This is a genomic window from Cohaesibacter sp. ES.047, assembly GCF_900215505.1.
Lineage (GTDB): Bacteria > Pseudomonadota > Alphaproteobacteria > Rhizobiales > Cohaesibacteraceae > Cohaesibacter.
In genome coordinates, this window is record NZ_LT907844.1 from 3,134,982 (window position 1) to 3,160,456 (window position 25,475).

Here is a 25,475-nt window from a genome sequence, read left to right on the forward strand (position 1 = left end):
ACTGTTCCTTCGTTACCCGGCTTCAAGGGCCGGGGTGTCCTAATTTGCGGCCATCAGGGCATCGAATGCATCGCTGCTCGATGTCGCAAATCCGTCCGCTTCCCGCGTGATGAAATAGGCGGGAATCGATAGTTTGTTGGCCAGCGCCCGTCCGGCTTTCTCACCCAGCACCAGAAGGGCCGTTGCCAGTCCGTCGGCTCGCATGCCCGATGGCGCAAGAACCGTGACAGACGCTAGATTGTGCCGCGCGGGATGGCCTGTCACCGGGTCGATGATGTGGGACATGCGCTGACCATCTTCATCGAGATAGAAATTGCGATAGTCCCCCGACGTGGCCATGCCCATGTCGCGAACCGAGACGATCAGTTGCACAGAGCGTCCCTTTTCGTCCGGTTTTTCGATGCCGACCCGCCACGGCACGCCATAATCATTGTTACCATGCGCGATCAGGTCTCCACCTATCTCAACCAGATAGTTCGAAATGCCATGTTTCTCAAGGGTGCGTGCGATCAAATCCGCGCTATATCCCTTTGCAATTGCGCCAAGGTTGATCGAAACGGGCGCTTTTTTCTTGCGAATGCCGGGGGGATTGTCCCTGATCTCAAGGAGTTCGCTCTGCCCCACATTGTTGAGAGCAGCCTGGATTTCCACCTCGCTCGGTGCCGTGTCGCGATCGCCAGGACCAAATCCCCACATATCGATCAACGGCGACAGAGTGATATCGAATCGCCCGTTGCTTTGATCATGAATTCGCTGTGATTCTTTAAGGACTTCCAAAAAGGGTGGGGATATCTCTAGCCAATTAGTCGTAGAACTTGCGTTGAATGCCGATATTTCCGAGTCATCGGTCCAGTTATTCAGTTTGTCATTTGCTTCATCCAGTGTCTTTTTGATATCGTGATACAGGGCTTCCTCATCCACCTTTCCGCGGGCGTGTAAAGCCTTGATCGTATAGCTCGTGCCCATTGTATTGCCGCGCAATACATATTCATCGGTTTGCTCGCTGAGCAGGTCGCAACCCGAAAGACTCATGATAACGGCAAGGAAGGCAAGGGCGACGAGCGCGCGCATAAGGTCTTTTCCTTAAAAGGCTGGAGTGCAATTCTTAACACTATCCCTTAGGATATCTCGGCAGGATTCGATCGCTTTGTGCCTTTCCTATTCGATCGAAGTCAAGGTATTTTCACCAACGTCAATGAGAAGGATTAGCGGATTTAAAGGGAAAATTATTTCATTTTCTCTATCCATATCCCATCGCGTTGCAAAACCAACCCTTCTCGCGGCAATTGGACTTGAATTGTCCTGCGTCCACAGTTAGCAAGAGGACGCTATTTCGCAGGGCAAGACTAGCGCTCGCGGCCAAAAAGAACACACATTTAGTCAAGGTATGCTATGAAGCTAAAAAAAGGATTGGACTTGCCGATAGCCGGCGCTCCTGTCCAGACCATTCATGAAGGGCCAAAAATCACCAAGGTGGCTGTGAATGGTCGGGACTTCATCGGCCTCAAACCCAAGATGCTGGTCGCAGAAGGGGATAAGGTCAAGAAGGGTCAACCACTCTTTTTGCACAAGGCTTCTGAGGATGTGATGTATGTCGCTCCCGGTGGTGGTACGATTACCGCCATTAACCGAGGGCCCCGCCGCGTGCTCGAAACCATCGTGATCACTCTCGACGACACCGAAGAGGAAGTCACGTATGAGGCCTATGCGCTCAACCAACTGAGTGCATTGCCACGTGAGGCGGTTCAGAAACGCCTTTACGAAAGCGGCCAGTGGACCTACTTCAAGACCCGGCCCTATTCCTACGTACCTGAGCAGGACACCGTTCCTCACTCGATCTTTGTCACGGCAATGGACACCAACCCGCTCGCTGCGGATCCCAAGGTGATTATTGCAGAGAATGCCGAAGCCTTTGGCGCCGGCGTTGACGTGATTTCCCGATTGACCGACGGCCATGTCTATGTCTGTCACGCTCCGGATGCCAAGATGCCGGGTGTGACCACCGAAAGCGCCGTGTTCGAAACCTTCGAAGGTCCGCATCCGGCCGGTCTTGCCGGGACGCACATTCACTACCTTGATCCTGTCGGGCCTGAGAAAATGGTGTGGTCCATTTCCTATGCTGACGTGATCGCCATCGGTAATCTGTTCAAGAACGGCAAGATCGACACGGACCGCACGATTGCGCTTGCTGGGCCGCTGGCGACCAATTCGCGTCTGATCAAGACCCGGGTCGGCGCTTCGACCGATGAGCTCACCGCAGGCGAAGCCGAAATCGGCATTGACTGCCGCGTTGTCTCGGGTTCGGTTCTGTCCGGCGTGCATGCCCATGATCACTTCGGCTTCCTGTCGCGCTCTGCTCTTCAGATCACCCTGATCGAAGAAGACATGAAACAGCGTGTTCTGGGTTGGGTGAACGCGTCGCCGAACAACTGGTCCTTCAATAACGTGCATCTGTCCTCTCTTTTCGGAGGCGACAAGAAGTTCGCATTCACGTCCAACCAGCGTGGTGGACGTCGTGCGATGGTGCCGTTCGGGTCCTATGAGCGCGTTATTCCTCTGGACATCCTGCCGACCCAGTTGCTCCGGGCACTGGTCACGCTGGACACCGACCAGTCCCAGAAGCTTGGCGCTCTGGAGTTGGATGAAGAGGATCTCGCTCTGTGCACTTTCATCTGCCATTCGAAATATGAGTATGGTGAAGCCTTGCGTGCCAATCTCACAAAAATCGAAAAAGAGGGCTAAACCTTGGGTCTGCGCAGTTTTTTCGACAGCATCGAGCCGCATTTCCATAAAGGCGGCAAGCTGGAAAAATTCTTTGCCATTTACGAGATGGTGGAGTCTTTCATCTATACGCCCAAGTTCGTAACACGCGCCGCGCCACATGCGCGCGACGATATCGACTTGAAGCGTGTCATGTCCTACGTGGTTCTTGCCACATTCCCCTGTGTCCTGATGGCTCTTTATAACACCGGCTATCAGACCAACATGGCCCTGTCGCAGTTGGGTATCGAGGATGTGCCCGGTTGGCGCGCCTGGATCCTGTCCGCGCTCGGCGTCGGCTTCAATCCTGACAGTCTGTTCGCCAACATCATGCACGGGCTGCTCTACTTCCTGCCCGTCTATATCGTGACGTTGACAGCAGGCGGCATCGTGGAAGTGATTTTCTCCATCGTGCGTGGTCACGAGATCAACGAAGGCTTCTTCGTTACCTCGATGCTCTATGCGCTGATCCTTCCTGCTTCGTCTCCACTCTGGATGGTTGCCCTTGGCATCATCTTCGGCGTTGTCTTGGGTAAGGAAGTGTTTGGCGGAACCGGCAAGAACTTTCTCAACCCGGCGCTTGTGGGTCGTGCGTTCCTCTATTTTGCCTACCCGGCAGCCATGTCCGGCGACTCCGTCTGGACGCCGGTAGACGGCTTTTCAGGGGCAACAGCACTTGGCGTGTCCGCACTTCAGGGACATCAGGCGCTCGGCTCCATTGATCTGACCTGGTGGGATGCCTTCATCGGTATCATGCAGGGGTCTCTTGGTGAAACTTCGGCGCTTGCCTGCCTCATTGGCTGCGTCTTCCTGATGTACACCAAAATCGCCAACTGGCGCCTCATCGCGGGCTGCGTGGCCGGCACGGCAGGCTTCTCTCTGCTGCTGAACCTGATTGGCTCCGATACCAACCCGATGTTCGCAATGCCCTTCTGGTGGCATATGGTTCTGGGTGGTTGGGCCTTCGGTCTGGTCTTCATGGTCACTGAGCCTGTTTCTGCCGCACATACCAATGCGGGCCGCTTCTGGTACGGGGTCCTGATCGGCTTCATGGTCATCATGATCCGTGTCATCAACCCGGCTTTCCCGGAAGGCATGATGCTCGCAATCCTGTTCGGTAACATTTTTGCGCCGCTCATCGACTATGTCGTTGTGCGTGCCAACATCAAGCGGAGGGCTGCTCGCAATGCCTGAGGCATCTGAAAAGAAACTCGGTCCCTGGGGTCGTTTTCTGGCAATGCCAGCCGACAATCCCGTCAAAACGGTCATCGTCGCCGTGGGCCTGTGTCTGTTCTGCTCCATGATCGTGTCCGCAGCCGCCGTTGCTCTGCGACCGGTTCAGGAACAGAACAAGGTTCTCGACAAGCGCCGCAATATTCTCGAAGTGGCTGGCCTCTATCAGTCCGGCATGGACGTCAACAAGACCTTCAGCGAGCGGGTTGAACCGCGCCTTGTCGATATCGAAGCCGGCACCTTCTCTGATGCTGCGGATCCGGCAACCTACGACCAACGTGCGGCCGCAAGCGATCCGACCAGATCTGTTGCCCCGGAGAATGACATTGCCGGTATCGGCCGTCAGGCCAAACTGGCAGCCATCTACCTGGTTCGTGACGACGCAGGTGAGGTCGAGAAGATCATTCTTCCCGTCCATGGCTATGGTCTTTGGTCCACGCTTTACGGCTTTGTTGCTTTGAAATCTGATGGCAATGAAGTGGCCGGTTTCCAGTTCTATGAACATGCGGAAACTCCGGGTCTGGGTGCTGAAGTTGATAACCCCAGCTGGAAATCACAGTGGCCCGGCAAGAAAATTTACGGCGAAGATGGCGATGTTCAAATCACTGTCTCAAAGGGATCTCCTTCCGGCGAAATGGCCCAGTACCATATCGACAGTCTGGCAGGTGCAACCCTGACAAGCCGTGGCGTTGATAACCTTGTCCAGTTCTGGATGGGCGAACAAGGCTTCAAGCGCTTCCTTGAAAACCTCAAAGAAGGGACGGTCTGATGTCTGAGCCAAGCAGAAAAACAATGCTGATCGACCCGCTGGTCGACAACAACCCCATCACTTTGCAGGTTCTGGGCATCTGTTCAGCACTTGCCGTGACGTCCTCGCTTAAGGTGGCGTTCGTGATGGCATTGTCGGTGACAATGGTGACTGCGTTCTCGAACCTGTTCATCTCGATCATCCGCAACCATGTACCCAACAACATCCGCATCATCGTGCAGATGGTCATCATTGCATCGTTGGTGATCCTGGTTGACCAAATGCTCAAGGCTTATGCCTTCGAGATTTCGAAAACCCTCTCGGTTTTCGTCGGCCTGATTATCACCAACTGCATCGTGATGGGACGTGCAGAAGCCTTCGCCATGAAGAATCCGCCGATTGCGAGTTTGCTTGACGGGATTGGCAACGGACTTGGCTATTCGCTGATCCTGATGCTGGTCGGTTTCATCCGCGAACTCTTCGGAGCGGGCTCCTTGTTCGGCATCACCATTCTGGAAACCGTGAACAACGGTGGCTGGTATGTACCGAACGGCATGCTTTTGTTGCCGCCAAGCGCCTTCTTCATCATTGGCTTCATCATCTGGGGGTTCCGGACCTGGAAGCCGGCACAGGTTGAAGCACGTGACTTCAAGATCATAGAACAAGAAGGGGGCCACTAAGAATGGAAGGTCTCATTTCTCTCGCAGTCAAGGCGATCTTCATTGAGAACCTTGCACTGGCTTTCTTTCTGGGTATGTGCACATTTCTGGCCGTATCCAAGAAGATTGAAACTGCATTAGGACTTGGCATTTCTGTGACCGTCGTACAGCTCATCACGGTTCCAGCCAACAACTTGATCCTGACCTATCTTCTCGACGAAGGAGCCCTGTCGTGGCTCGGTCTCGAAAATGTAGATCTGCGCTTCCTCGGCTTGATCTCCTATATCGGTGTGATCGCGGCCATGGTTCAGATCCTAGAAATGATCCTCGATCGCTTTTTCCCGGCGCTGTACAACGCGCTTGGCATCTTTCTGCCGCTCATCACGGTCAACTGTGCCATCCTTGGTGGCTCGCTCTTCATGGTGGAACGCAGTTACGATTTTGCCGAAAGCACGGTCTACGGTCTGTCATCCGGTATCGGTTGGGCTCTTGCGATCACAGCAATGGCTGGCGTACGCGAAAAGCTGAAATACTCCGATATTCCTGATGGCCTTCAGGGGCTGGGTATCACATTCATCACCGCAGGGTTGATGGCCATGGGCTTCATGGCTTTCTCCGGCGTGAAGCTGTAAGGGAGACAAAAGATGCAAGAGTTCGCCCTAGGCATCACGTTCTTTACGATTATCGTATTGGCGCTGGTGTTCCTGATCCTGTTTGCGCGTAGTCGCCTTGTCTCAAGCGGCAACGTGAACATCACCATCAACGGGGAGCGTACGATTACCGTTCCTTCAGGCGGTAAGCTTCTCGGTGTGCTGGCTGGACAAAAGATCTTCGTTCCCTCCGCGTGCGGTGGTGGTGGTACTTGCGCCCAGTGCCGGTGCAAGGTTCTCGAAGGCGGCGGGTCCATCCTGCCAACCGAGGAAACCCACATCACCAAGCGTGAAGCCCGCGAAGGCGATCGCCTGTCTTGTCAGGTGGCCGTCAAGCAGGACATGAAGATCGAAGTTCCCGAAGAGGTCTTCGGGGTCAAGAAGTGGGAATGCACCGTTCGCTCGAACGAGAACGTTGCCACCTTCATCAAGAACCTGGTTCTGGAATTGCCGGAAGGCGAGAATGTTGACTTCCGCGCCGGTGGTTACATCCAGATCGAGGCACCTGCGCACGTGGTCAACTACAAGGACTTCGACGTCGAGGAGGAATATCGCGAGGATTGGGACAAGTTCAATCTCTGGCAATATGTCTCCAAGGTTGATGAGCCGATTGAGCGCGCCTATTCGATGGCCAACTATCCAGAAGAAAAAGGCCTGATCATGCTCAACGTACGTGTCGCAAGCCCGCCCCCGGGCATGCCGAGCGTACCTCCGGGCAAGATGTCGTCCTACATCTTCAACCTCAAACCGGGTGACAAGGTCACCATTTCCGGTCCGTTCGGCGAATTCTTCGCCCGCGACACCAAAAGGGAAATGGTCTTTATTGGCGGTGGTGCCGGTATGGCTCCGATGCGTTCGCACATCTTCGATCAGCTCAAGCGGATACACACCGATCGCAAGATCACCTTCTGGTATGGTGCCCGTTCCAAGCGTGAGATGTTCTTCGTCGAAGACTTCGATCAGCTGGCGGCAGAAAACCCGAACTTCACCTGGCATGTCGCACTGTCTGACGCATTGCCAGAGGATGATTGGGATGGCCACACCGGGTTCATTCACAATGTTCTATACGAACAATATCTGAAGAACCATGAGGCACCGGAAGACTGCGAATATTACATGTGCGGTCCTCCGATCATGAACCAGTCCGTGATCAACATGTTGCTCGATCTGGGCGTTGATCGCGAAGACATCATGCTTGATGATTTCGGCGGCTAAGTCGCGCAATCCTTGAACATTCTGAAAAAGGGCCGGGATCTACCCGGCCCTTTTTCTATGTCTCTTCTGGGCAGAGGCAAGTCAACCATTTGGAGACTTTGTTTATGCAATCTCTCTAATACTACTCCTTTCTGTTGTAACCCCATGGCGAATGACTTAACCTTCGGTTGCAAGAGCCTGCTTTGTCTCACCCTGTTTAGCGTTCAAGTGGTCGGTGCGTGAGACACAAATAGTCACTTCAATAGCTGAGATCATCCATTACAATCGGTTGTGCTCAGGCACTGAACCGGGGGAGGTTGCATGTGGAATCGCAAACAGCGGTAAAGTATCTGGCGATCAAAGAGCTCATTTTAGAACGGATCAAACAGAAGCAATGGCCTCCGGGGTCGCTGCTGCCAACCGAAATCCAGCTTGCGGAGGAATTCGGCTGTGCCAGAGCGACGGTCAACCGGGCACTGGCACAGCTCGCTGAGGATGGCATCATTGACCGTCGGCGCAAGGCAGGCAGCCGGGTAAATTCCCTGCCGCAGCGAAGTGTGCGCGTCAATATTGTTTGTGCTATGCGGGAAATTGAGGCGAAAGGCACCGATTATCGCTATCAGCAGCTAAGACGAAGCTTTGGACTGGCGCCCGAGTGGCTCTGCGATCTAGTCGATCTGCCAAAAGACATAGAGATGCTGTATCTGCAAAGCCTGCACTTTGCGGATGACCAACCATTCCAGTTTCAGGAAGCCTGGCTGAATGCGACGGACTATCCGGAAGTTGTTGATATGGATTTCATCAAGCAGGACCCCTTCAACTGGGTGCTGCGGGAAATGCCGTTTCTTGACACGACGCTCTACCTGAAAGCACAGGCCGCGCACAAGCATGTCGCAAAGTGTCTGGATATCGCAACTGGTGACCCTGTGCTCTTTAGAAGCTATCATGGATCGTGGTCGTCCAAGACGGTCTGCTTTTTCCGCAGGATCTACCGCAGCGATTATGAAATGATTTCGCAAGGGTGAGGAATAGCCCTGCGGCGTTTCGATCTTAGGCGCTCATGGCGAGGGGATGCCGGTCTGCGCTCCACGCGTCGTCGATCACATGCTCGATGGCTGGCATCAGTTCGTCCCAACCAAAGGGAACGGCACCGGTCCGGACACGGTCTGCTCCGATGCTGTAGGCCAGCAGGGTATTGTCGAGATTGGGGTGCGCCGCAGAATAGTGATCTGTGCAGTCGCAATATGGAATGGCTTCAGCTTCCAATGCAATGGCGCGGGCTGCCTTGCTGCATTCCGCGCGTCTGTCGTATCCAACCATTTGTTTCTCCTACTTATGTATAGGTAAATAGCGGATTGTGAGCGGGTGTGCATCTATAAATTTAGCAGGCAAACTAATTTTGCACTGCAAAATAAACTGAGGTTAACAACGCTGCGGTGCAAAATCCAAAGGCGTGCATGCAAAGGCGTGGCGAGGAGGGTATGGCCTCAGCATTCGGGCAGGTTCACGGCAAGCCCGCCACAAGATAGGCCGCCGTTGGTCGCAACGGTGCAAAGCCTATCGCCAGAAAAGAAGCGCGGCGGGCTTATTCCGAAGCTCAGCATTCGGGGAGATTGACCGCAAGCCCGCCACAAGATAGGCCGCCGTTGGATCCAGCGGCGCAAAGCCTATCGCCAGAAAAGAAGCGAGGCGGGCTAATTTCGTAGCTCAACACTCGGGCAGGTTCACGGCAAGCCCGCCACAAGATAGGCCGCCGTTGGATCCAGCGGCGCAAAGCCTATCGCCAGAAAAGAAGCGAGGCGGGCTAATTTCGTAGCTCAACACTCGGGGAGATTGACCGCAAGCCCGCCGAGCGACGTCTCTTTGTATTTCTCGCCCATATCCTGGCCGGTCTGCCACATGGTCTCGATGCAATTGTCGAGCGGCATGAAGTGGGTGCCATCGCCATGAAGGGAGAGGGACGCCGCTGACACCGCCTTGATGGCCCCAAGGCCGTTGCGCTCAATGCAAGGCACCTGAACCAGCCCCTTCACCGGATCGCAAGTCATGCCCAGATGATGCTCCAGCGCGATTTCAGCTGCATTCTCGATCTGCTCGTTGCTGCCGCCAAGGGCCGCACAGAGACCGCCAGCAGCCATTGCCGCCGCAGAGCCAACTTCGGCCTGACAACCTGCTTCTGCGCCCGAAATGGAGGCGTTGTGCTTGATCAGCCCGCCAATGGCTGCCGCCGTCAGCAAAAAGGTGCGGATGCCTTCATCGCTCGAACCGGGGCATTGATCGCGGTAATAGCGCAGTACGGACGGTATGACGCCAGCCGCGCCGTTGGTCGGCGCGGTGACAACGCGCCCACCCGCAGCATTTTCCTCATTCACCGCCATGGCATAGAGGCTCAGCCAGTCATTGACCTGATGCGGCATAGGCTGATTGTTGCCCCGATCGGCAATCAGCCGCTCGCGGATGGCTTTTGCGCGGCGTTTGACATAGAGGCCTCCCGGCAATTCGCCATCCTTCTCAAGCCCTCTATCGATCACTGCCCGCATCGTGTGCCACAGGCGATCAAGGCCTGTCAGCAAAGCCTCCCGGTCGAGCTCCACTTCCTCGTTTGCCTGCTTCATCGCCGCGATGCTGAGCCCGGAGCGCTGTCCCATGTCGAGCATCTCTGCTGCAGAACCGAAGGGATAGGGATAACCCGCCGCCTTCTGCTCCTTGTGTAGATCCATGGGGTCATGGCTGATCTGTTCATCCAGCTCGCTGGCGGTGACGATGAAGCCACCGCCGATGGAATAATAGGTGGCGCTGGCGAGCTGCTGGTTGCCCTCGCCATAAGCAAAGATCTTCATGCCGTTGGCATGGCCGGACAGGGGCGGGCCATAGTCAAAGACGAGATCCTCGTCAGGGTTGAAGCGCAGGCGCTCAAAGCCATCCGGCTCAATGTGTTTTTCTTCGCGGATGCGCGCTTCCAGCCCTTCGGCTTCGTCCGGATCGAGCTTGTCTGGCGTGATGCCGATCAGCCCGAGGATCACGGCCCGGTCCGTCGCGTGCCCCTTGCCGGTGAAGGCCAGCGAGCCATGCAGCGAGCAGGAGACACGTCGCACCTGCTCAGCGCTGACGCCCATGAAGACACCGCCGCGCAGGTCATCCATGAACCGCGCCGCCGCATTCATCGGCCCCATCGTGTGGGACGAGGAGGGGCCAACCCCGATCTTGAAGATGTCAAAGACGGAAAGGAACATGGGTATGCCTCAGATCGGGGTCGTAGAGTTCAGATTGGACGGCCTATTCAGCTGCCTCTTCGTAGGCATCCACCGGTGGGCAGGTGCAGATGAGATTGCGGTCGCCATAGGCATTGTCGACGCGGTTGACTGGCGGCCAATATTTGTCCACCTCGAAAGCGCCCGCCGGGAAACATCCCTGCTTGCGGCTGTAGGGACGGTCCCATTCGCCAACCAGATCGCGCACCGTATGAGGCGCATTTTTCAGCGGGTTGTTGTCCTTGTCAATCTTGCCGTCTTCAATGTCCTGCGCTTCGCGACGAATGTCGAGCATCGAGGCGATGAAACGATCAAGCTCGGCCTTGGGTTCGGACTCGGTCGGCTCGACCATCAGGGTGCCCGCCACCGGCCAGCTCATGGTCGGCGCGTGGAAGCCATTGTCCATCAGGCGCTTGGCGATGTCATCCACGGTCACATGGCAGGCCTCATCGAGGGGGCGGGTGTCGAGAATGCACTCATGCGCTACACGGCCCGTCTTGGAGGTGTAGAGGATGTCAAAGGCATCCTTGAGGCTTTCGGCGATGTAGTTGGCATTGAGGATCGCCACCTTGGTGGATTGGGTGAGGCCAGCGCCACCCATCAACAGGCAATAGGCCCAGCTCACCGGCAGGATCGAAGGAGAGCCGAAGGGCGCCGCCGAAACCGGTCCGATGGTCGCGTCCCGTTCCGGATGGCCGGGAAGATAAGGAGCAAGATGGGATTTGACGCCAATTGGCCCCATGCCCGGTCCGCCACCGCCATGGGGGATGCAGAAGGTCTTGTGCAAGTTGAGATGGCTGACGTCGCCGCCGATGTCACCGGGCCGGGACAGCCCCACCATGGCGTTCATGTTGGCACCATCGATATAGACCTGCCCACCATGCTCGTGGGTGATGGCACAAACCTCCTGCACCGTCTCCTCGAACACCCCGTGGGTGGAGGGATAGGTGATCATGCAGGCGGCGAGTTGATCGGAATATTGCTCCGCCTTGGCCCGGAAATCCTCAAGATCGATGTCGCCATTGTCTGCCGACTTGACTGGCACCACCTTCCAGCCGGCCAAATGGGCCGAGGCAGGGTTGGTGCCATGGGCCGAGGTCGGAATGAGGCAAATGTTGCGGTGGCCCTGACCCTGAGCCTGCTGATAGTTGCGGATGGTGATGAGGCCCGCATATTCCCCTTGCGCGCCGGAGTTGGGCTGCTGAGAGATGGCGTCATAACCGGTGACAAGGCAGAGCTTGTGATTGAGATCGTCAATCATCTCCTTGTAGCCAAGCGCCTGATCGTCGGGCACGAAGGGGTGCAGGTTGGCAAATTCGGGCCATGTCACCGGGATCATCTCGATGGTCGCATTGAGCTTCATCGTGCAGGAACCGAGCGGGATCATCGCCCGGTCAAGCGCGAGATCGCGGTCGGCGAGGCGGCGCATGTAGCGGGTGATCTCGGCCTCGGCGCGGTTGAGATGAAAAATCGGGTGGGTGAGATAATCGCTTTCGCGCAGGTTGGCCTGTGGCAAGCGATAGGCGATGTCTTCCTCGCGGGCATATTCGTCCGCACCATAGTCAAGATCGCCGCCAAAACTCTTCCAGACCGCTTCCACGACTTCCGGCCGTGTCTGTTCATCAAGGCTGATGCCGATCTTGCTGGACCCCACCTTGCGCAGGTTGATGCCGTTGGCAACCGCGGCGTTCATGATGACGCCTTGAAGCGCGCCCACTTCGACCGTGATGGTGTCAAAGAAGACATCCGGTTCGACCTTGAAGCCTAGTTTCTCAAGGCCATCTGCGAGGCGGACGGTGCGGCGGTGAACATATTGCGCGATGGCCTTGATGCCGTCCGGTCCGTGGTAGACCGCATACATCGAGGCAATGACGGCCAGCAGGGCCTGTGCGGTGCAGACGTTGGAATTGGCTTTTTCGCGGCGGATATGCTGCTCGCGGGTCTGAAGCGCGAGGCGATAGGCCTTGCGGCCCTGACTGTCGATGGTCACGCCAATGATGCGGCCCGGCATGGAGCGCTTGTAGGCGTCGCGACAAGCCATATAGGCGGCATGTGGTCCGCCATAGCCGAGCGGCACGCCAAAGCGCTGGGTGGAGCCGACGGCGATGTCCGCGCCCATCTCGCCCGGTGCCTTGAGCAGCGCCAGAGACAGCGGGTCGGCGATGACGATGCCAAGGGCCTTATTCTCATGCAGGCTCGCGATGAGGTCTGAGAAATCGCGCACATGACCATGGGTGCCGGGATACTGGAAGATGGCCCCGAATACTTCGCTGGGGTCGAGATCTTCCGGTGCGCCGATCTTGACCTCGATGCCAAGTGGCTCTGCCCGTGTCTCGATCACGGCGATATTCTGCGGATGGCAATTCTCGTCGACAAAGAAGACATTGGCCTTGGTCTTGGAGGCGCGTTTGGCCATGGTCATGGCTTCGGCGGCTGCCGTTGCTTCGTCTAGGAGTGAGGCGTTGGCGACCTCCAGACCGGTCAAGTCCGACACCATGGTCTGGAAATTGAGCAAGGCTTCAAGCCGACCCTGACTGATTTCGGGCTGGTAGGGAGTGTAGGCCGTATACCAAGCCGGATTTTCAAGGATGTTTCTCAGGATCACCGGCGGCGTGGTGGTGCCATAATAGCCCTGACCAATCAGCGAGGTGAGAAGCTTGTTCTTGGAGGCGACCTGCCGCATGTGGTGCAGGGTGTCTTTTTCCGTCAGTGCACCGCCCCATTCCAGCGGCTCTTTTTGACGGATCGAAGGAGGAACGGTGGCATCGATGAGCGCATCCAGCGTTTCGAACCCGACGACCTTCAGCATCTCTGCCATTTCCGACGGGCTCGGGCCGATGTGGCGCCGGTTGGCAAAATCATAGGCTTCGTAGTCGGTCAGTTGGAATGCCATGGGCTCTGTCCTCTGTCTTTTTGAGCGGCTCGCCGTTGCGGGGTAGTCTGAGTGGCGAGGGACAATGTTGCAAGTGCAGTTGTGTTTCTTATAGGGGAAATTTCCCTCTTGGGCAATAATGTGTTATATGAGATACCTGACTTGAGGCCCAAAATTGCGAATGCTCCACCGCCATTTGGAAGGAGCGCCAAGGAGATCCGAAAGATGAGCGGCATTGTGACACAAGACGAGGACGGCAAGCTGCGAATCGATGATGGCGTCAGCGTGACGGAAGCAATTGGTGTTTCCCCAGGACCATTGTCCCTTTCCTCGCAAGAGGCACCCGGCCTTGAGGAAATCGGCCAGATGGTGCGTGAAGCGCGCAAGAAGAAGGGCTGGACGCTTGAGGAAACGGGCAGGCAAGCAGGCATCGGGCGATCGACCCTGTCAAAAATCGAAAATGGCCAGACAAAGCCGGGCTTCGATATCGTGCGCCGTCTCACCAAGGCGCTGGAGCTTGAAACCCCCAACCTGTTTCTGCAATCCGGCAAGAGCGATCTGTCCGGCCGCCGCGACCTGACCCGAAAAGGGCAGGGGGAGCCGAAGATTACCGCGACCTATTCCCATGAGCTATTGTGCAATGAGCTGATCAGCAAATCCATGGTGCCCTATGTCAGCACCATCAAGGCACGTGACATTTCGGATTTTGGCGACTGGATCCGCCATCGCGGCGAGGAATTCATGTATGTCCTTTCCGGCGAGCTTGTTTTGCACACCGAGCACTACCGCCCCCTTGCCATGAAGACCGGAGACAGCATTTACTATGACAGCTCCATGGGGCATTGCTGCGTGACAACAAGCAAGGAGGACGCCGTCGTCCTCTGGGTCAGTCTAGAACGATAAGAGACGTTGCGGATGATCATCAGAAACGCCGAGCCAGGCGATGCAGCGGCCATCGCCGCCATCTACAATCATGCGGTCGAGCACACCACGGCCATATGGAACGAAGCGACGGTGACGTCGGACAACCGCGCCAACTGGATCACCGGGCGTCAGCAAGGGGGCTTTCCTGTCCTAGTGGCCGTTGATGAGGCTGGAGACATTGCGGGCTATGCCAGCTATGGCCCATGGCGGGCCTTTGACGGCTACCGCCACACGGTGGAGCATTCGGTCTATGTTGAAAAAGACCATCGCGGCCAAGGGATCGGACGTCAGCTCATGGACGCCCTGCTTAAAGAGGCGGGCGCGAGCGGCATCCATGTCATGATCGCTGGAATTGAAGCCGAGAATGCCGGCTCAATCGCGTTGCACCGAAAGCTAGGCTTCGTTGAGGCCGGAACGCTCCATGAGGTCGGCACCAAATTCGGGCGCTGGTTGGACCTTACCTTCATGGAGTTTCGCTTCGGTTGAAAGGCTATTCTTCGGCTTCTATCAGTGTCTGATGAATCTGGCTGATAAGATCCGGTTCGAGATCGAGACGCGCTGCCAGCATCGCCAGATAGGCCTGTTCGGACGGCGTGTCCGGCTCGATGGCCATCAGGGAGGCCATGTAGACCTCAATGGCCTGTTCCCGGGTGCGCGTGTGTGCCACGATATTGTCGATGTCGAGCGGCTTATTAAGCTGATCGAACAGGAACAGTTTTTCCTCCGAGGACAGTTGCATCTCTTCGATCTTATCGAAAATGGCCTTGTGCTCTGCGGTGTCGATCTGCCCATCCGCTTTGGCCGCCGCGATCATCGCGCTGACAAGTGTTGCCCCAACGCCGGTTGCCCGATCAGTCATTTCGTTGACTTCAAAGCCCGACCCTGTGGGCACGATAGGCACATGTTTGAGTTTGGCTTGCGAACCGAGTGTCTGGTGCATGCTGGCGGGAATAGTGTTTTCACCTCGCCCGACCTGGCCATCAACCACAGGTACGCCTGCCTTCTTGCCCTGATAGTCCGAATAGGCCTTGTAGGCGAGACCCGCAACGAGCGCCAAACCACCGTAGGTCGCCGCCTTCTTGGCCATTTTGCGACCCTTTTTGGACCCCATCATATAGCCGGCGAGACCGCCAGCAACAGCACCACCACCGATGCCGCCTGCGTTGTTGCTCAGGTAATTTCGTCCTTGCTGTAAAAGATCTCCCGAATTTGTTTGATTGCTTGCGGTTGATTGGCCCGCTCCACCGGTTGCGCCAAGAATTTCATTGATCAGTTTCGATGCATCAAACATTCGGTTTCAGAGTCTCCTCATTTGGTTGTTCTTCTTGCAGTCCCCACGTCGTGTGCAGGATGTGCGTTTTGCTCTCGAACAGGTTGAGAGTTCACAAAGTGTTTCACAGAAATATAGGGCGTATCGGGCCGGAGTCCAAAAATTCTTTTTCCGCTTTTAGTGGTAGGGGTCTTCGGGGGGCAGAGCGAAGGGTCAGAAAGTGATAGTTGCGAAAGTTATGAAATATCGCTATGGAGTGACATTGAATTGCACGCTCTTTGCGCGTGAACCCGAGAGACTGTTTGGGGATTTGGCTTTGTTGACCCTTATTGATCGCATCCCGCTGAGCACATTGATCGTTGCTGCGCTGACCCTTGGCCTCGCGCCATTCGTGCCGGAGCCGCACATATGGGAAAAACTCAAGATGCTCGCTTCCGGCACCCTGACCCGGCCCATTGATGTCTTCGATCTTTTGTTTCATGGTCTCCCGTGGGTCTTGTTGCTGGCCAAGCTCGCGCGTATCGCAACGACCAGCAAACACGAATCCTAGAAGAAACGTGTAACCCTATAACGGTTTAACCCGATTATTGTTCCGCTTTGCAGAATAGTTTTGTCGCTGCCGTCTCAAGATGATGTACAATTTTCTCGTCTGCCCACTGTCGTTCACGGCTTAGCAATTCCCATGTGCGAACCGAGATCATTGCCCAAAGCAGATCCGTTGCCGTCTCTGCGTCATAGGCGTCGCTGAGCGTGCCATCGCGTTCCAGCGCCCGAATTGCTGCCTCGCATCCCTCTCTCATATCCTCCATTCGCTTGCGCCACGCCCGCTCCACTTCGGCATCATGTTCAGCCAGATGAAGAATGGTGCGCGCGACCGGATACATGTGCGGAATAAAGGAGCACCAGGCCCTGACAAAGCTGACAAGGCGCTCGCGCCCGGTCGTCGCCTGCCTACTGGCCTCAAGCCGCTGCTCTACCCCTTGTGCATCGTCCTGCAAAAGAGTCGCCGCGATGATGAGATCTGCCCGATTTTGAAAATGCAGATACAGCGCTTGGCGGGAGACGCCCGCTCGCTTTGCGATGTCGGACATGCGGATGCCGCTGCCTGCTCCTTCTTCGAGCAGGGCGAGACAGGCCTTCAGAATTTTTTCTCTGGTATCACTTTCGGTTCTTGACATGGTGTCAAGTTAACAGTATTTGACACGGTGTCAACTTTACACAGTGTCAAGATATTAAAAACTCTGGGAACAGGAGAGAGACCCATGAAAGTCATCATTTTTGGAGCGACCGGCAAAGTTGGACGACAGCTCACGGCACAGGCCCTGAGTGAGGGTCACGACGTAACAGCATTCGTCCGCAAGCAGAGCGGCGATCTGGGTGAAGATCCCAAACTTCGTCATCATCTGGGAGATGTGCTCAATCCAGCCGACGTTGCAGCCGCAATCAAGGATCATGACGCGGTGTTTGTGGCGTTGGGCAAACCGCTGCGCAACAAGGATCGATTGCGCACCCGAGGCACCGCCAACATCATTGCCGCCATGCAGCAGCATGGACCCCGCCGCCTTGTCTGCCTGTCCGGCTATGGGGCAGGGGAGAGTTATGCAAAGCTGCCGCGCTTCTATCGCTGGGTCATCATGCCGCTGGTGCTCAACCATGTCTATGCCGACCACGAAGAGCAGGAGAAACTGGTCAGGGCAAGCGGTCTCGACTGGACCTTGGTGCGCCCGTCCAACTTGTTCGACGGTCCACGCACCGACAGCTACAGGATCGATTTCGACAAGGTTGAAAAGGGCATGAAATTCAAGATCAGTTTCAAGGATGTGGCGCACTTCATGCTTGGTCAGCTTATCACACGGTCGCATCTCAAGGCCGCGACGGCCATATCTTCGTGAAACAGATAGCGGACAAGGCCAGAGTAACCATCGGGGATCAGAAGCTGTCGCTCTGATCCCCGGTTTGGTCAGAAGGTGAGCGAGAGGAGCTGTGCGAGTGATCGGGATTTTATACAGATGCGACATTTTGCAAGGCCTTCAGGCGTTCAAAGACAAGAAAATGTCAATAAAACACCTTTAAAAGTGGGGCAGGATGTGTCGGAACAGAGCGTTCGTCACCAGACTTTTCGGGGAGCTTTTATGTCTGGCAACAAAATGGTCGTGGTCACGCGGCTGGGCACCATCGTGGCATCTGCACTTGTCATTTCGCTGATCGCCTCAATGATGACCACCCTTCCATATGGTCGCGCGTTTCATGACCTATTTACACTGCTCGATGGGGCCTATCGGGTTTCTGTCGGGCAATTGCCGGGGGTCGATTTCGCCTCTCCAATCGGCCCTTTGTTGCTCTATTTCATGCGTTGGGGGCAAATCCTCTGGCCAGCCGGCCATGATTATGTCACCTACCATGCCATAACCTGGCTGTTCATGCTGCCCCCGATGGCCGTCCTGTCGTTGCGGCTTCGCTCGGGGCTGGCCTTTGCTGGCGCCTTTGCCCTGCTTGCAGTGATGATCCTCCTGCCGATGACGCTGGATGATACCTACCTGTCAGAAATCAGCTATTTTGCCTCCTACAACCGATTTGCCTCGGGGCTTCTGTTCCTCCTCAGCCTCTGGCTTGTGTTGCCGAAGGGGCGGATAGACGGGGTGCTGTTGGCGTACCTGTTGTTGTTGATGGCCTTTATCAAGATCACCGCTGGCATGGTCGGTCTGGGGATGCTTATCTGTGCGGTGATCCTTGGCCGAGCGAGCCTGCGCATCGCGATTGAAGCGCTCTGCCTCTTGGTTGCGGTATTGCTTCTGCTCGATGTCTCGACAGGTATGGTTTCGGGCTATCTCCATGACATCGGAACGATGATTGCGCTCAACGAAGGTGGAGGCCTTTACAAGCTTTTCTACTATGGTTTCAACAACTGGCTTGTGCTGTTTCTGCTGGGGCTTCTTGTGCTTTCTGCACTCTACAAGGCGGTGTCCAGCAGCGAGCTTAGTAGGTTGTGCCTTGTTGATTTTACGCGCACGGTATGGCAGCGCGAAGCTTTCATTGTCGATGCCGTCCTCATTACCGTTGCCGTGTGGGGGGCAGAAAGCCAGAACACGGGAAGTCTGGGCCTGATCCCGGCTGCCGCGATCTTCTTTCATCCCGCCGCTTGGCGCGAGTATCGTCTGGTCAACATGGCCCTTCTGGCGGCGCTTGTCTTCCCGGTTGCTGACATGGCCGTCAAGCGTTCGATAAGAGCCTATGTGCGCGAAAACAAACCGGCTCCCGTGCAGCCGCTTGAACCCATGGTCAAGGGCACGCGCGTCCCGTTCACGACCTATGAGGGGGCCCGGTTCTTTAGCGAGATCTTCAGGGACAAGCTTGAGCTGACGCGAGAAGTACAGAACAATCGCTTCTTCATCACCCTCGATCCCACGTCAAACGCCCCGGCTGCCCAGTTGGCTCTTCATATGGATACGATTGAAGCTGCCCGCCTGTTTGAGGAACGGGGCTATCGCAAACTCGCCAATCACTATGCCTCGCTCTATTTCTCGGATCCGTTCGGAATGATGCTGGGTTTGATGCCAGCCAAGGGCACCATGTTGACCATGGATGCCGACCGAACCGTTCCGCGCTTTAATGATGAGCAGGCACACGACTACCTCAAGACCGTAGACGGTGTTTTCGTTGGCCATTGCGATCTCCACAACGAGGAGTTCGACAAGATGTTTGCCAATGTGCTCGAAGCCGAATTTGACGGCTATCCGCTGACCCAATGCTGGAGCTTCTACGCGCGCAAGCAGCCCTGACCAATTTGGCTCAGGGCCGGCCATGATGCCAAGTCTGAAACGAAAAAGGCCCGCTGCAAGCGGGCCTTTTCTATTCTCTTGACTGTGCCTTCGGAAGACTTAGCCCGCCTGACTTTTCACAAAGTCGGTGACGATCTTGACCACACCGCCGGACAGGACCTTGTCGAAGGCAGTGATGAACTGATCGACATGTTCCTTCGTGGTGATCAGCGGTGGCTGCAAGCGCACGACATTGCGGTTGTATTCGGTGAAGGCGACCAGCACATCATGATCGCGCAGAAGCGCCGAGCCGATAAAGCCCGAGAGTGATCCCTTGAGCTTGTCATCCAGCATGCCGAGCATCGGACGCACGGCCATCGGCATCGTTTGCGAGAAATCCTGAAACTCAAGCCCAAGCATGAAGCCGCGCCCGCGCACATCCTTGATAAGGCTCGGATGCTTTGCCTGAAGGCGCTTGAGCTCCTCTTTCATGTAGTTGCCAACCTCCTGAGCATTCTCCAGGAGGTTTTCCTCATAGATCACATTCAGCGTCTCGATGGCGGTGATGCAAGCCTCACCAATGCCGCCGAAAGTTGCCGGACCATGGATAAGCGCCGTGGCTGGCTTGCCGTAGGCACCCATGTAGATCTCGCGGCGCGCAATCATGGCCGCCATGGCGGTCTTGCCGCCGCCCAGTGCCTTTGCTAGAGCGGTCACATCGGGCACCACGCCATAATGCTCAAAGGCAAAGAAGCGGCCGGTACGGCCCGTGCCGGACTGAACCTCATCAGCCACCCACAAGACGCCGCGTTCATCACACAGCTTGCGCAGGCCCTGCCAGAAAGAGGCGGGAGCTTCGATGATGCCGCCACCGCCCTGAATGGTCTCAAGACAGACAATGCCGATGGCGGGATCATTGTCGAGCGCCACACGAATGGCATCGAGATCGCCAAAAGGCACCTTGGTCACATTCTCTACCAGCTTGAAATCGGACTGATAGAGCTCGCTGTCGGTGATCGAAAGAACGCCCTTGGATTTGCCGTGGAAACTGTTCTCCGCATAGAGCACCTTACAGCGGTCCGGGCCCTGATATTTCTCGGCAACCTTGATCGCAGCTTCCATCACCTCCGACCCGGTGGTGCCAAGGAAGACCATGTCGAGGTCACCCGGTGCAATGGCGGCCAAGTTGTTCGCAAGAGCCGAGGCATATTGTGACAGGAAGGCCATGGCGACCTCGTGCCGGTCCTCTTCGCCGAACTTGCGCCGTGCTTCGATGACACGGGGATGGTTGTGACCGATGGCCAGTGTGCCAAAACCGCCGAAGAAATCGAGAATGTCGCGCCCGTTCTGGTCCCGGTAGTGGAGCCCTTTGGCGCTCTCGATTTTCACCTTGTGAAAGCCTAAAAGCTTCATGAAATGAAACTGGCCGGGATTGAGATGGGCCTTGAAAAGCTCGGCGATCCGGTCGATATCCATCGCCTTGGCGTCCTCGACGCTGATCAGCGCGGGATGAGGCACGGGTGTTTTCACTTCCTCACCCGGATCGATAACAATCGGTTGGCTGGCTTGCTTGGTTGCTTTGTTCCGTTTGCGGAGCTTGAGGAGCATGAAGTCAGTCCTTGTTGAAATGGTTATTCAGCGGCTTCGGGAGAGGCGGTCAATTTACCGGCTTTCTCATCGAGGCCGTGGCGATATTCGCGATAGGCCGCAACCAGCATGTCGTCATCGGAATAGCGGGCTTTCCAGCCAAGATCCCGTTCGGCTTTGGAGCAATCGAGCAGGCATTCCTCGTCTGCAATCAGATATTGCTCCGGATCCATGATCGGCTGGTTGATCATGTCCAGAAAATCGAGTGTGCGTTTCACCGCCCAGCCCGGCGTTGGTACCAGGATGGAGTAACTGTTCGCATCGTCGATCAGCCGCTTCAAGAGCTTGCGAACGCTCGGTGGATTGGACGAACCCAGATTGTAGGCCTCGTTCGGGAAGCCTTTCTTCCAAGCCAGATACGCCGCTTCGGCGCAGTCAAAGACCGAGATGAATTGATAGGGATTCTTGCCCGATCCGATCATTGGAACCGGCAGGTTATAGTCCACCAGCTTGAACAGCTTGGACAGGATGCCCAGCCGACCGGGGCCGATGATCAGGCGCGGGCGGAAAAGCGAGATATTGAAGCTCTTTTCTGCGCGCCAGACGCTGGCAAGCTTCTCGGTCTCCCACTTGCTTTCACCATATTCACCAAGGGGCGACACCGGATGATCTTCATACATCGGCACGGTCTTGGTGTGCCCATATATCATGTCAGTGGTGAAATGCACCAGATTGCGGGCCCCGGCCTTCTCCATGGCTTCGAGAATATGGGCCGTGCCATGATAATTGACCGGCCAGAAAAACTCGTGCCGTTCGGCGCGGGTCACGATGGGCGACAGCATTTTGGCGGACAGATTGTAAACGGCATCCTCAGGCTGCATGTCGAGCGGCTCAAAAGCCTCCCGTTTGGTGACATCCAGCTCGATCCATGTGCAAAGCTCGTGATTATAATGCGGATAGTTGCTGTTCTTGATATCGCAGACGATCACTGTCTCGCCTTCTGCAATCAGCTTGGCCGCGAGAACATGACCCACAAAGCCATCTCCGCCGAAAATAATGTGCTTCATTACACCAACTCCTTGTCACCGGTCGGCGAGGCCACCAACTCGGCATGGTCTTTCTGCAATTCGATTTGTTGCGCAATTCCGTCGGGCTGCTCGTGCTCGGCCGACCCGCCTTGTGCGATCAGGTAGGTCCCGACACAAATGAAAGCGATGCCCGCGATCCGCCAGTTGTTGAGGTCTTCCTTGAATAGCCACCATGCCGCGACAGCCACCGCAACATAGGCCAGAGAGAGGAAGGGATAAGCAAAGGACAGTTCAACCTTGCTCAGGACATAAAGATGAGAGGCCATGGAAATGACGAACGTTACCAGACCAGCAAACACCCATGGATGAAAAACGATCTTGAGCACCATGGTGATGACGCCCAGCACCGATATCCCGTCAGCCGGAGCGATTGGCCCCAGAGTCAACATGCCCTGCTTGAGCATCATCTGTGCCGCCGCATTGGTCAGGACGGTGAAAAGAATGAATGGCAAATAAGTCATGTTGGGTCTTATCTTCCTTTAACGAATAACTCTTCAGGGCTCTTACTTTGCGGTGCTACAAGAAATTACTTACGCTCTTGAAGACGCGACGGAAACCTGCCGGTTCAAGAGATGGTTAAGATGCTTTCTCGGCCTTTATTTCCGATCTGAATTCTTCAGTCTGATGGCTCACCCGACGCCAGAAATCGCTCATCATCGCCGGATCGCGCAATCGCTCAAGCGCGCGCCATTGACTGAAGCCAGATCGGAAGGTTTCGGGTTGCATGCGGCTGTCTTTGTAAGGATTAACCCGGCCTCCCACCTCAAGGGTGATCCTGTCGAGCCTGTCGAGCAGGGCATGGGTCGCCGGTTCCCGATTGGGGAAGTCGAGCGTCAGGGTGAAGCCTTCCATCGGAAAGGACAGAAGCCCCGGCGACCGTACCGATCCGAACCGTTTGAGCACCGTTAAAAACGAACCGTGATTGGCATCGTGGCTGGCTTCGAGCATCCGCCGCAGGGCCGCTTCACCGCCTTCAAGCGGGAGGGAGCATTGATGCTGATGCAAACCGCCCGGGCCATAAAGCCGGTTCCATCCACCCACCGCATCAAGGGGGAAGAAAAAGCTGTCCGGTCTTGCTACATGGGGCGCCTGTTGACTGGCGTTGCGCCAATAATAGAGCTTGTTGAAAGCCGACAGTGCCGGTCCCGCCACCAGAGGGATCGGTGGTGTGAAGGGAACGGAAAGAAGCGGCTTGCCATATTTGGGCGGGGTGGGGCTCTCGATGTGATCCCCGAGCATCAGGATGCCGCGTCCCAGACGATCACCGGTGGCAAGCGAGTCGATCCAGGCAACGGAATATTCATGCTCGGGATCCTCCTGAGCAAGCAGATCAAGGCCTTCTTCAAGGCTGTCGAACGGAAGTTTGGTCTCCAGCACCTTGTGTGAAGCAACGGGGATCAAAGACAACTCGATCCACTCGATGAAGCCGGTCAGGCCCATGCCCCCGATGGTCGCAGCATATAGATCGCTGTTCTGATCAGCAGCGCACACGAGCCGTTCGCGATCCGATCGCAAAAGTGAGAATTGACGCACGTGGCAGCCGATGGTGCCGCGATGACCATGGTTCTTGCCGTGAATATCGTTGGCGACCATACCGCCCAGCGTGACGAATTTCGTGCCTGGAACAACAGGTATGAACCAGCCGCTATCCTTGAGCGCATCAAGAAGCTCGATCAGCAGGATGCCGCTTTCCGCCCGCAGGATACCTGCATTCAGATCAAGTGACAGGACGCGATTGTGGTGCCGGCCATCCAACAGGGTGCCGACGTCATTCAGACAACTGTCACCGTAGGAGCGGCCATTGCCATACGGCAGGTAGCTTTGAGACTGGGAAAGCAATCCGTCGCGCTGAACCGAGGCATCAAACGCGATGATTTCGCGTGCCCTCGTGTCGATCCGTCCCCAGCTATTGGTTTCTTTCATTGCCATGGGTTCCGCCATCCTCAAATCATTTGCGCCACGAGCATGACCACAGCGCCAAGCGCGATCATGAGCTGGCTGCGCCAATCGGTCATCAGGAAGACGACCGGGTCGTCGTTCATCTCCTGCCGACGGGCTAGGGTCCAGATGCGCAAAATCAGATAGAGCACCAGTGGGCAGACAAGCCAGATCAACTCCGGATAGGTATAGTTTTCCGAGATTTGAGGCGTGTCTATGAACAGCGCCAAAACGACCACCGCCGCAAAGCCCGATGCCAGACCGCCTTGCGAAATTGTCTCGGCATCCTCGGAATGATAACCGCGCCCAGTGTCCTTGCGCCCTTTCACCTCAACCTGATGATCCAGTTCGACATAGCGTTTGACGAAGGCAAGCGAGAGGAAGAAGAACATGCAAAAGGCGAGCAACCAGGTGGAGATGGGCGCGGCAATGGCCGCGGACCCCGCGATCACACGGATTGCGAAAAGGCCAGCCAGCGTAAGTGTATCGATCAGCAGCATCCGCTTGAGCAGGAAGCTGTAAGTTGTCGTCACCACCAGATAGATCAGCAGCACCGCAGAGAAAATCGGTGGCAGCAGCACCGAGATGCTAAAAGCGACCGCGATGAACAACACCGCTGCGACGATGGCATGGGCGGGCGAAACCAATCCGGATGGGATGGGACGCGCATGCTTGCTGCGATGTTTGCGGTCGGATTCAATGTCGAGCAGATCATTGAACAGATAGACGCTGGAGGCGCAAAGGGAAAAGGCCAGAAACGCCAGAATGAGCGCCGGAATGTTTGACAGGGTCACCAATTGGCTCGTCAGAATTGCCGGAACAAAGATCAGCGAGTTCTTCAGCCATTGATGCACCCGGATGGCTTTCAGCCAGACACGCCAGCGTGGTTTGGAAGGCTGTTTGCTGGAAACATGCCGCGCATGGTCTTGCTTTTCGCAGTAGGACAGGGCGGCGCGGTCGTCTCCCACGACGATGGCCTCACCGGCCTTGTCCCAAACGGAAAAGTCGGCTCGGCTGTTGCCGACATAATCAAAGCCCTTCTCACCATAAAGAGCACTCAAGCGGTCCGCCTTGGTCTTGCCAACCAGATTGACCGCATCATCGGTTGCTTCGATGCCGTCAAAAAAGCGCAAGTGTTCGGCAATGGCCTTTGCATACGGATAGGGCGATGCCGTTGCGAGCACGAGTTTACGTCCGCGCGCACGCTCGGTTTTCAACATCTCGACAAGATGAATCCGATAGGGCAACAACGTCACGTCAGGCGTCACTCGCTTGGCGATCTGCATTTTCAGATGTGCCTTGCCCTGCATGAGCCAGAGCGGAAGCATCACGATGAGATGAAAGTGATTGCGCAGCAGCAACAGGACGGCCTCATACAGCAGATCGGTCCGGATCAAGGATCCGTCGAGATCTACACAAAGAGGTCGCTCCCGTGATTCCGGCGACGAAGTAACAACACGTTCTGGTGAGGAATTGCTCATTTTGGAATAATCATTTTGTTGTTTAGTCTTTCGGTGTTTTCGATAGTGTCATCAAATTCCTA

At 56.0% G+C, this 25,475-nt stretch carries 23 protein-coding genes; 12 read left to right on the forward strand and 11 right to left on the reverse strand.

Annotated elements, in window-relative coordinates:
• Nucleotides 1–39: 39 nt before the first annotated feature.
• Complete coding sequence (locus CPH65_RS14335) at nt 40–1,071, reverse strand: FAD:protein FMN transferase (protein ID WP_096174274.1); 1,032 nt, start codon at nt 1,069–1,071, stop codon at nt 40–42.
• 321 nt (nt 1,072–1,392) lie between these two features.
• On the opposite strand from CPH65_RS14335, the gene CPH65_RS14340 reads away from it, so the two are divergent.
• From CPH65_RS14340 to CPH65_RS14370, 7 genes are all read left to right on the forward strand, one after another.
• Nucleotides 1,393–2,742 (forward strand): Na(+)-translocating NADH-quinone reductase subunit A, encoded by a 1,350-nt coding sequence (locus CPH65_RS14340; RefSeq protein ID WP_096174276.1) that lies wholly within the window; start codon nt 1,393–1,395, stop codon nt 2,740–2,742.
• A 3-nt stretch (nt 2,743–2,745) separates the two neighbouring features.
• Complete coding sequence (locus CPH65_RS14345) at nt 2,746–3,954, forward strand: NADH:ubiquinone reductase (Na(+)-transporting) subunit B (RefSeq protein ID WP_096174279.1); 1,209 nt, start codon at nt 2,746–2,748, stop codon at nt 3,952–3,954.
• Nucleotides 3,947–4,762, forward strand: a complete 816-nt coding sequence (locus tag CPH65_RS14350) for a Na(+)-translocating NADH-quinone reductase subunit C (RefSeq protein ID WP_096174281.1) — start codon at nt 3,947–3,949, stop codon at nt 4,760–4,762. Before CPH65_RS14345 ends, CPH65_RS14350 begins: the two co-directional genes overlap by 8 nt.
• Entirely contained in the window at nt 4,762–5,421 is a 660-nt protein-coding gene (locus CPH65_RS14355) for an NADH:ubiquinone reductase (Na(+)-transporting) subunit D (protein ID WP_096174283.1), read from the forward strand. The genes CPH65_RS14350 and CPH65_RS14355 overlap by 1 nt, the downstream gene beginning before the upstream one ends.
• A gap of 2 nt (nt 5,422–5,423) precedes the next feature.
• Nucleotides 5,424–6,032 (forward strand): NADH:ubiquinone reductase (Na(+)-transporting) subunit E, encoded by a 609-nt coding sequence (nqrE, locus tag CPH65_RS14360; protein WP_096174286.1) that lies wholly within the window; start codon nt 5,424–5,426, stop codon nt 6,030–6,032.
• A 12-nt stretch (nt 6,033–6,044) separates the two neighbouring features.
• Complete coding sequence (nqrF, locus tag CPH65_RS14365) at nt 6,045–7,265, forward strand: NADH:ubiquinone reductase (Na(+)-transporting) subunit F (protein ID WP_096174288.1); 1,221 nt, start codon at nt 6,045–6,047, stop codon at nt 7,263–7,265.
• Between the two features lie 302 nt (nt 7,266–7,567).
• Nucleotides 7,568–8,269 carry a GntR family transcriptional regulator gene (locus CPH65_RS14370; RefSeq protein ID WP_157747705.1) on the forward strand — a complete coding sequence of 234 codons (702 nt, stop codon included), beginning with the start codon at nt 7,568–7,570 and terminating at the stop codon, nt 8,267–8,269.
• 25 nt (nt 8,270–8,294) lie between these two features.
• On the opposite strand, the gene CPH65_RS14375 is transcribed toward CPH65_RS14370, so the two are convergent.
• The 3 genes from CPH65_RS14375 to gcvP all read right to left on the reverse strand — a co-directional run bounded on the left by CPH65_RS14375 (nt 8,295) and on the right by gcvP (nt 13,388).
• Nucleotides 8,295–8,564, reverse strand: coding sequence for a hypothetical protein (locus CPH65_RS14375; RefSeq protein ID WP_096174293.1), 270 nt, complete (start codon nt 8,562–8,564; stop codon nt 8,295–8,297).
• Nucleotides 8,565–9,061: 497 nt separating this feature from the next.
• A complete protein-coding gene (locus CPH65_RS14380) occupies nt 9,062–10,477 on the reverse strand; it encodes an L-serine ammonia-lyase (protein WP_096174295.1) in 1,416 nt (471 codons plus the stop codon).
• Nucleotides 10,478–10,520: 43 nt separating this feature from the next.
• Entirely contained in the window at nt 10,521–13,388 is a 2,868-nt protein-coding gene (gcvP, locus tag CPH65_RS14385) for an aminomethyl-transferring glycine dehydrogenase (RefSeq protein WP_096174298.1), read from the reverse strand.
• A 204-nt stretch (nt 13,389–13,592) separates the two neighbouring features.
• Here gcvP and CPH65_RS14390 point away from each other — a divergent pair, with 204 nt between their 5' ends.
• Both CPH65_RS14390 and CPH65_RS14395 read left to right on the forward strand, forming a co-directional pair.
• Nucleotides 13,593–14,270 (forward strand): helix-turn-helix domain-containing protein, encoded by a 678-nt coding sequence (locus CPH65_RS14390; protein WP_197703851.1) that lies wholly within the window; start codon nt 13,593–13,595, stop codon nt 14,268–14,270.
• Between the two features lie 12 nt (nt 14,271–14,282).
• Nucleotides 14,283–14,777, forward strand: a complete 495-nt coding sequence (locus tag CPH65_RS14395) for a GNAT family N-acetyltransferase (RefSeq protein ID WP_096174300.1) — start codon at nt 14,283–14,285, stop codon at nt 14,775–14,777.
• A 4-nt stretch (nt 14,778–14,781) separates the two neighbouring features.
• Here the strand turns inward: CPH65_RS14395 and CPH65_RS14400 are convergent, their stop codons facing one another.
• The gene (locus CPH65_RS14400; RefSeq protein WP_096174303.1) at nt 14,782–15,582 is read right to left on the reverse strand and encodes a tellurite resistance TerB family protein; all 801 of its coding nucleotides are present in this window, start codon (nt 15,580–15,582) and stop codon (nt 14,782–14,784) included.
• 298 nt (nt 15,583–15,880) lie between these two features.
• On the opposite strand from CPH65_RS14400, the gene CPH65_RS14405 reads away from it, so the two are divergent.
• Nucleotides 15,881–16,111, forward strand: coding sequence for an RND transporter (locus CPH65_RS14405; protein ID WP_096176420.1), 231 nt, complete (start codon nt 15,881–15,883; stop codon nt 16,109–16,111).
• 34 nt (nt 16,112–16,145) lie between these two features.
• On the opposite strand, the gene CPH65_RS14410 is transcribed toward CPH65_RS14405, so the two are convergent.
• Nucleotides 16,146–16,739 carry a TetR/AcrR family transcriptional regulator gene (locus CPH65_RS14410; protein WP_096174306.1) on the reverse strand — a complete coding sequence of 198 codons (594 nt, stop codon included), beginning with the start codon at nt 16,737–16,739 and terminating at the stop codon, nt 16,146–16,148.
• A gap of 84 nt (nt 16,740–16,823) precedes the next feature.
• Between CPH65_RS14410 and CPH65_RS14415 the strand changes: the two genes are divergently transcribed.
• Both CPH65_RS14415 and CPH65_RS14420 read left to right on the forward strand, forming a co-directional pair.
• Nucleotides 16,824–17,453, forward strand: a complete 630-nt coding sequence (locus tag CPH65_RS14415) for an NAD(P)-dependent oxidoreductase (RefSeq protein ID WP_096174309.1) — start codon at nt 16,824–16,826, stop codon at nt 17,451–17,453.
• 240 nt (nt 17,454–17,693) lie between these two features.
• The gene (locus CPH65_RS14420) at nt 17,694–19,340 is read left to right on the forward strand and encodes a hypothetical protein (protein WP_096174312.1); all 1,647 of its coding nucleotides are present in this window, start codon (nt 17,694–17,696) and stop codon (nt 19,338–19,340) included.
• A 99-nt stretch (nt 19,341–19,439) separates the two neighbouring features.
• Here CPH65_RS14420 and CPH65_RS14425 read toward each other — a convergent pair whose 3' ends face one another.
• The 5 genes from CPH65_RS14425 to CPH65_RS14445 form a co-directional block, all read right to left on the reverse strand.
• Nucleotides 19,440–20,795 (reverse strand): aspartate aminotransferase family protein, encoded by a 1,356-nt coding sequence (locus CPH65_RS14425; protein ID WP_244574649.1) that lies wholly within the window; start codon nt 20,793–20,795, stop codon nt 19,440–19,442.
• Nucleotides 20,796–20,950: 155 nt separating this feature from the next.
• On the reverse strand, nt 20,951–21,973 hold the full coding sequence (locus tag CPH65_RS14430; RefSeq protein ID WP_096174317.1) for an NAD(P)-dependent oxidoreductase: 1,023 nt from the start codon (nt 21,971–21,973) through the stop codon (nt 20,951–20,953).
• Complete coding sequence (locus tag CPH65_RS14435; RefSeq protein WP_096174320.1) at nt 21,973–22,455, reverse strand: EamA family transporter; 483 nt, start codon at nt 22,453–22,455, stop codon at nt 21,973–21,975. Before CPH65_RS14435 ends, CPH65_RS14430 begins: the two co-directional genes overlap by 1 nt.
• Before the next feature lie 115 nt (nt 22,456–22,570).
• Complete coding sequence (locus tag CPH65_RS14440) at nt 22,571–23,923, reverse strand: FAD-binding oxidoreductase (protein WP_244574413.1); 1,353 nt, start codon at nt 23,921–23,923, stop codon at nt 22,571–22,573.
• A gap of 14 nt (nt 23,924–23,937) precedes the next feature.
• Entirely contained in the window at nt 23,938–25,413 is a 1,476-nt protein-coding gene (locus CPH65_RS14445; RefSeq protein WP_096174322.1) for a UbiA family prenyltransferase, read from the reverse strand.
• Nucleotides 25,414–25,475: the final 62 nt, after the last annotated feature.

Coding starts and splice junctions, on each gene's coding strand:
- CPH65_RS14335 (WP_096174274.1), bottom strand. CDS start 1,071: ATGCGCGCGCTCGTCGCCCTTGCCTTCCTTGCCGTTATCATGAGTCTT.
- CPH65_RS14340 (WP_096174276.1), top strand. CDS start 1,393: ATGAAGCTAAAAAAAGGATTGGACTTGCCGATAGCCGGCGCTCCTGTC.
- CPH65_RS14350 (WP_096174281.1), top strand. CDS start 3,947: ATGCCTGAGGCATCTGAAAAGAAACTCGGTCCCTGGGGTCGTTTTCTG.
- CPH65_RS14355 (WP_096174283.1), top strand. CDS start 4,762: ATGTCTGAGCCAAGCAGAAAAACAATGCTGATCGACCCGCTGGTCGAC.
- nqrE (WP_096174286.1), top strand. CDS start 5,424: ATGGAAGGTCTCATTTCTCTCGCAGTCAAGGCGATCTTCATTGAGAAC.
- nqrF (WP_096174288.1), top strand. CDS start 6,045: ATGCAAGAGTTCGCCCTAGGCATCACGTTCTTTACGATTATCGTATTG.
- CPH65_RS14375 (WP_096174293.1), bottom strand. CDS start 8,564: ATGGTTGGATACGACAGACGCGCGGAATGCAGCAAGGCAGCCCGCGCC.
- CPH65_RS14380 (WP_096174295.1), bottom strand. CDS start 10,477: ATGTTCCTTTCCGTCTTTGACATCTTCAAGATCGGGGTTGGCCCCTCC.
- gcvP (WP_096174298.1), bottom strand. CDS start 13,388: ATGGCATTCCAACTGACCGACTACGAAGCCTATGATTTTGCCAACCGG.
- CPH65_RS14390 (WP_197703851.1), top strand. CDS start 13,593: ATGAGCGGCATTGTGACACAAGACGAGGACGGCAAGCTGCGAATCGAT.
- CPH65_RS14395 (WP_096174300.1), top strand. CDS start 14,283: ATGATCATCAGAAACGCCGAGCCAGGCGATGCAGCGGCCATCGCCGCC.
- CPH65_RS14400 (WP_096174303.1), bottom strand. CDS start 15,582: ATGTTTGATGCATCGAAACTGATCAATGAAATTCTTGGCGCAACCGGT.
- CPH65_RS14410 (WP_096174306.1), bottom strand. CDS start 16,739: ATGTCAAGAACCGAAAGTGATACCAGAGAAAAAATTCTGAAGGCCTGT.
- CPH65_RS14415 (WP_096174309.1), top strand. CDS start 16,824: ATGAAAGTCATCATTTTTGGAGCGACCGGCAAAGTTGGACGACAGCTC.
- CPH65_RS14420 (WP_096174312.1), top strand. CDS start 17,694: ATGTCTGGCAACAAAATGGTCGTGGTCACGCGGCTGGGCACCATCGTG.
- CPH65_RS14425 (WP_244574649.1), bottom strand. CDS start 20,795: ATGGATATCGACCGGATCGCCGAGCTTTTCAAGGCCCATCTCAATCCC.
- CPH65_RS14430 (WP_096174317.1), bottom strand. CDS start 21,973: ATGAAGCACATTATTTTCGGCGGAGATGGCTTTGTGGGTCATGTTCTC.
- CPH65_RS14435 (WP_096174320.1), bottom strand. CDS start 22,455: ATGACTTATTTGCCATTCATTCTTTTCACCGTCCTGACCAATGCGGCG.
- CPH65_RS14440 (WP_244574413.1), bottom strand. CDS start 23,923: ATGGCAATGAAAGAAACCAATAGCTGGGGACGGATCGACACGAGGGCA.
- CPH65_RS14445 (WP_096174322.1), bottom strand. CDS start 25,413: ATGAGCAATTCCTCACCAGAACGTGTTGTTACTTCGTCGCCGGAATCA.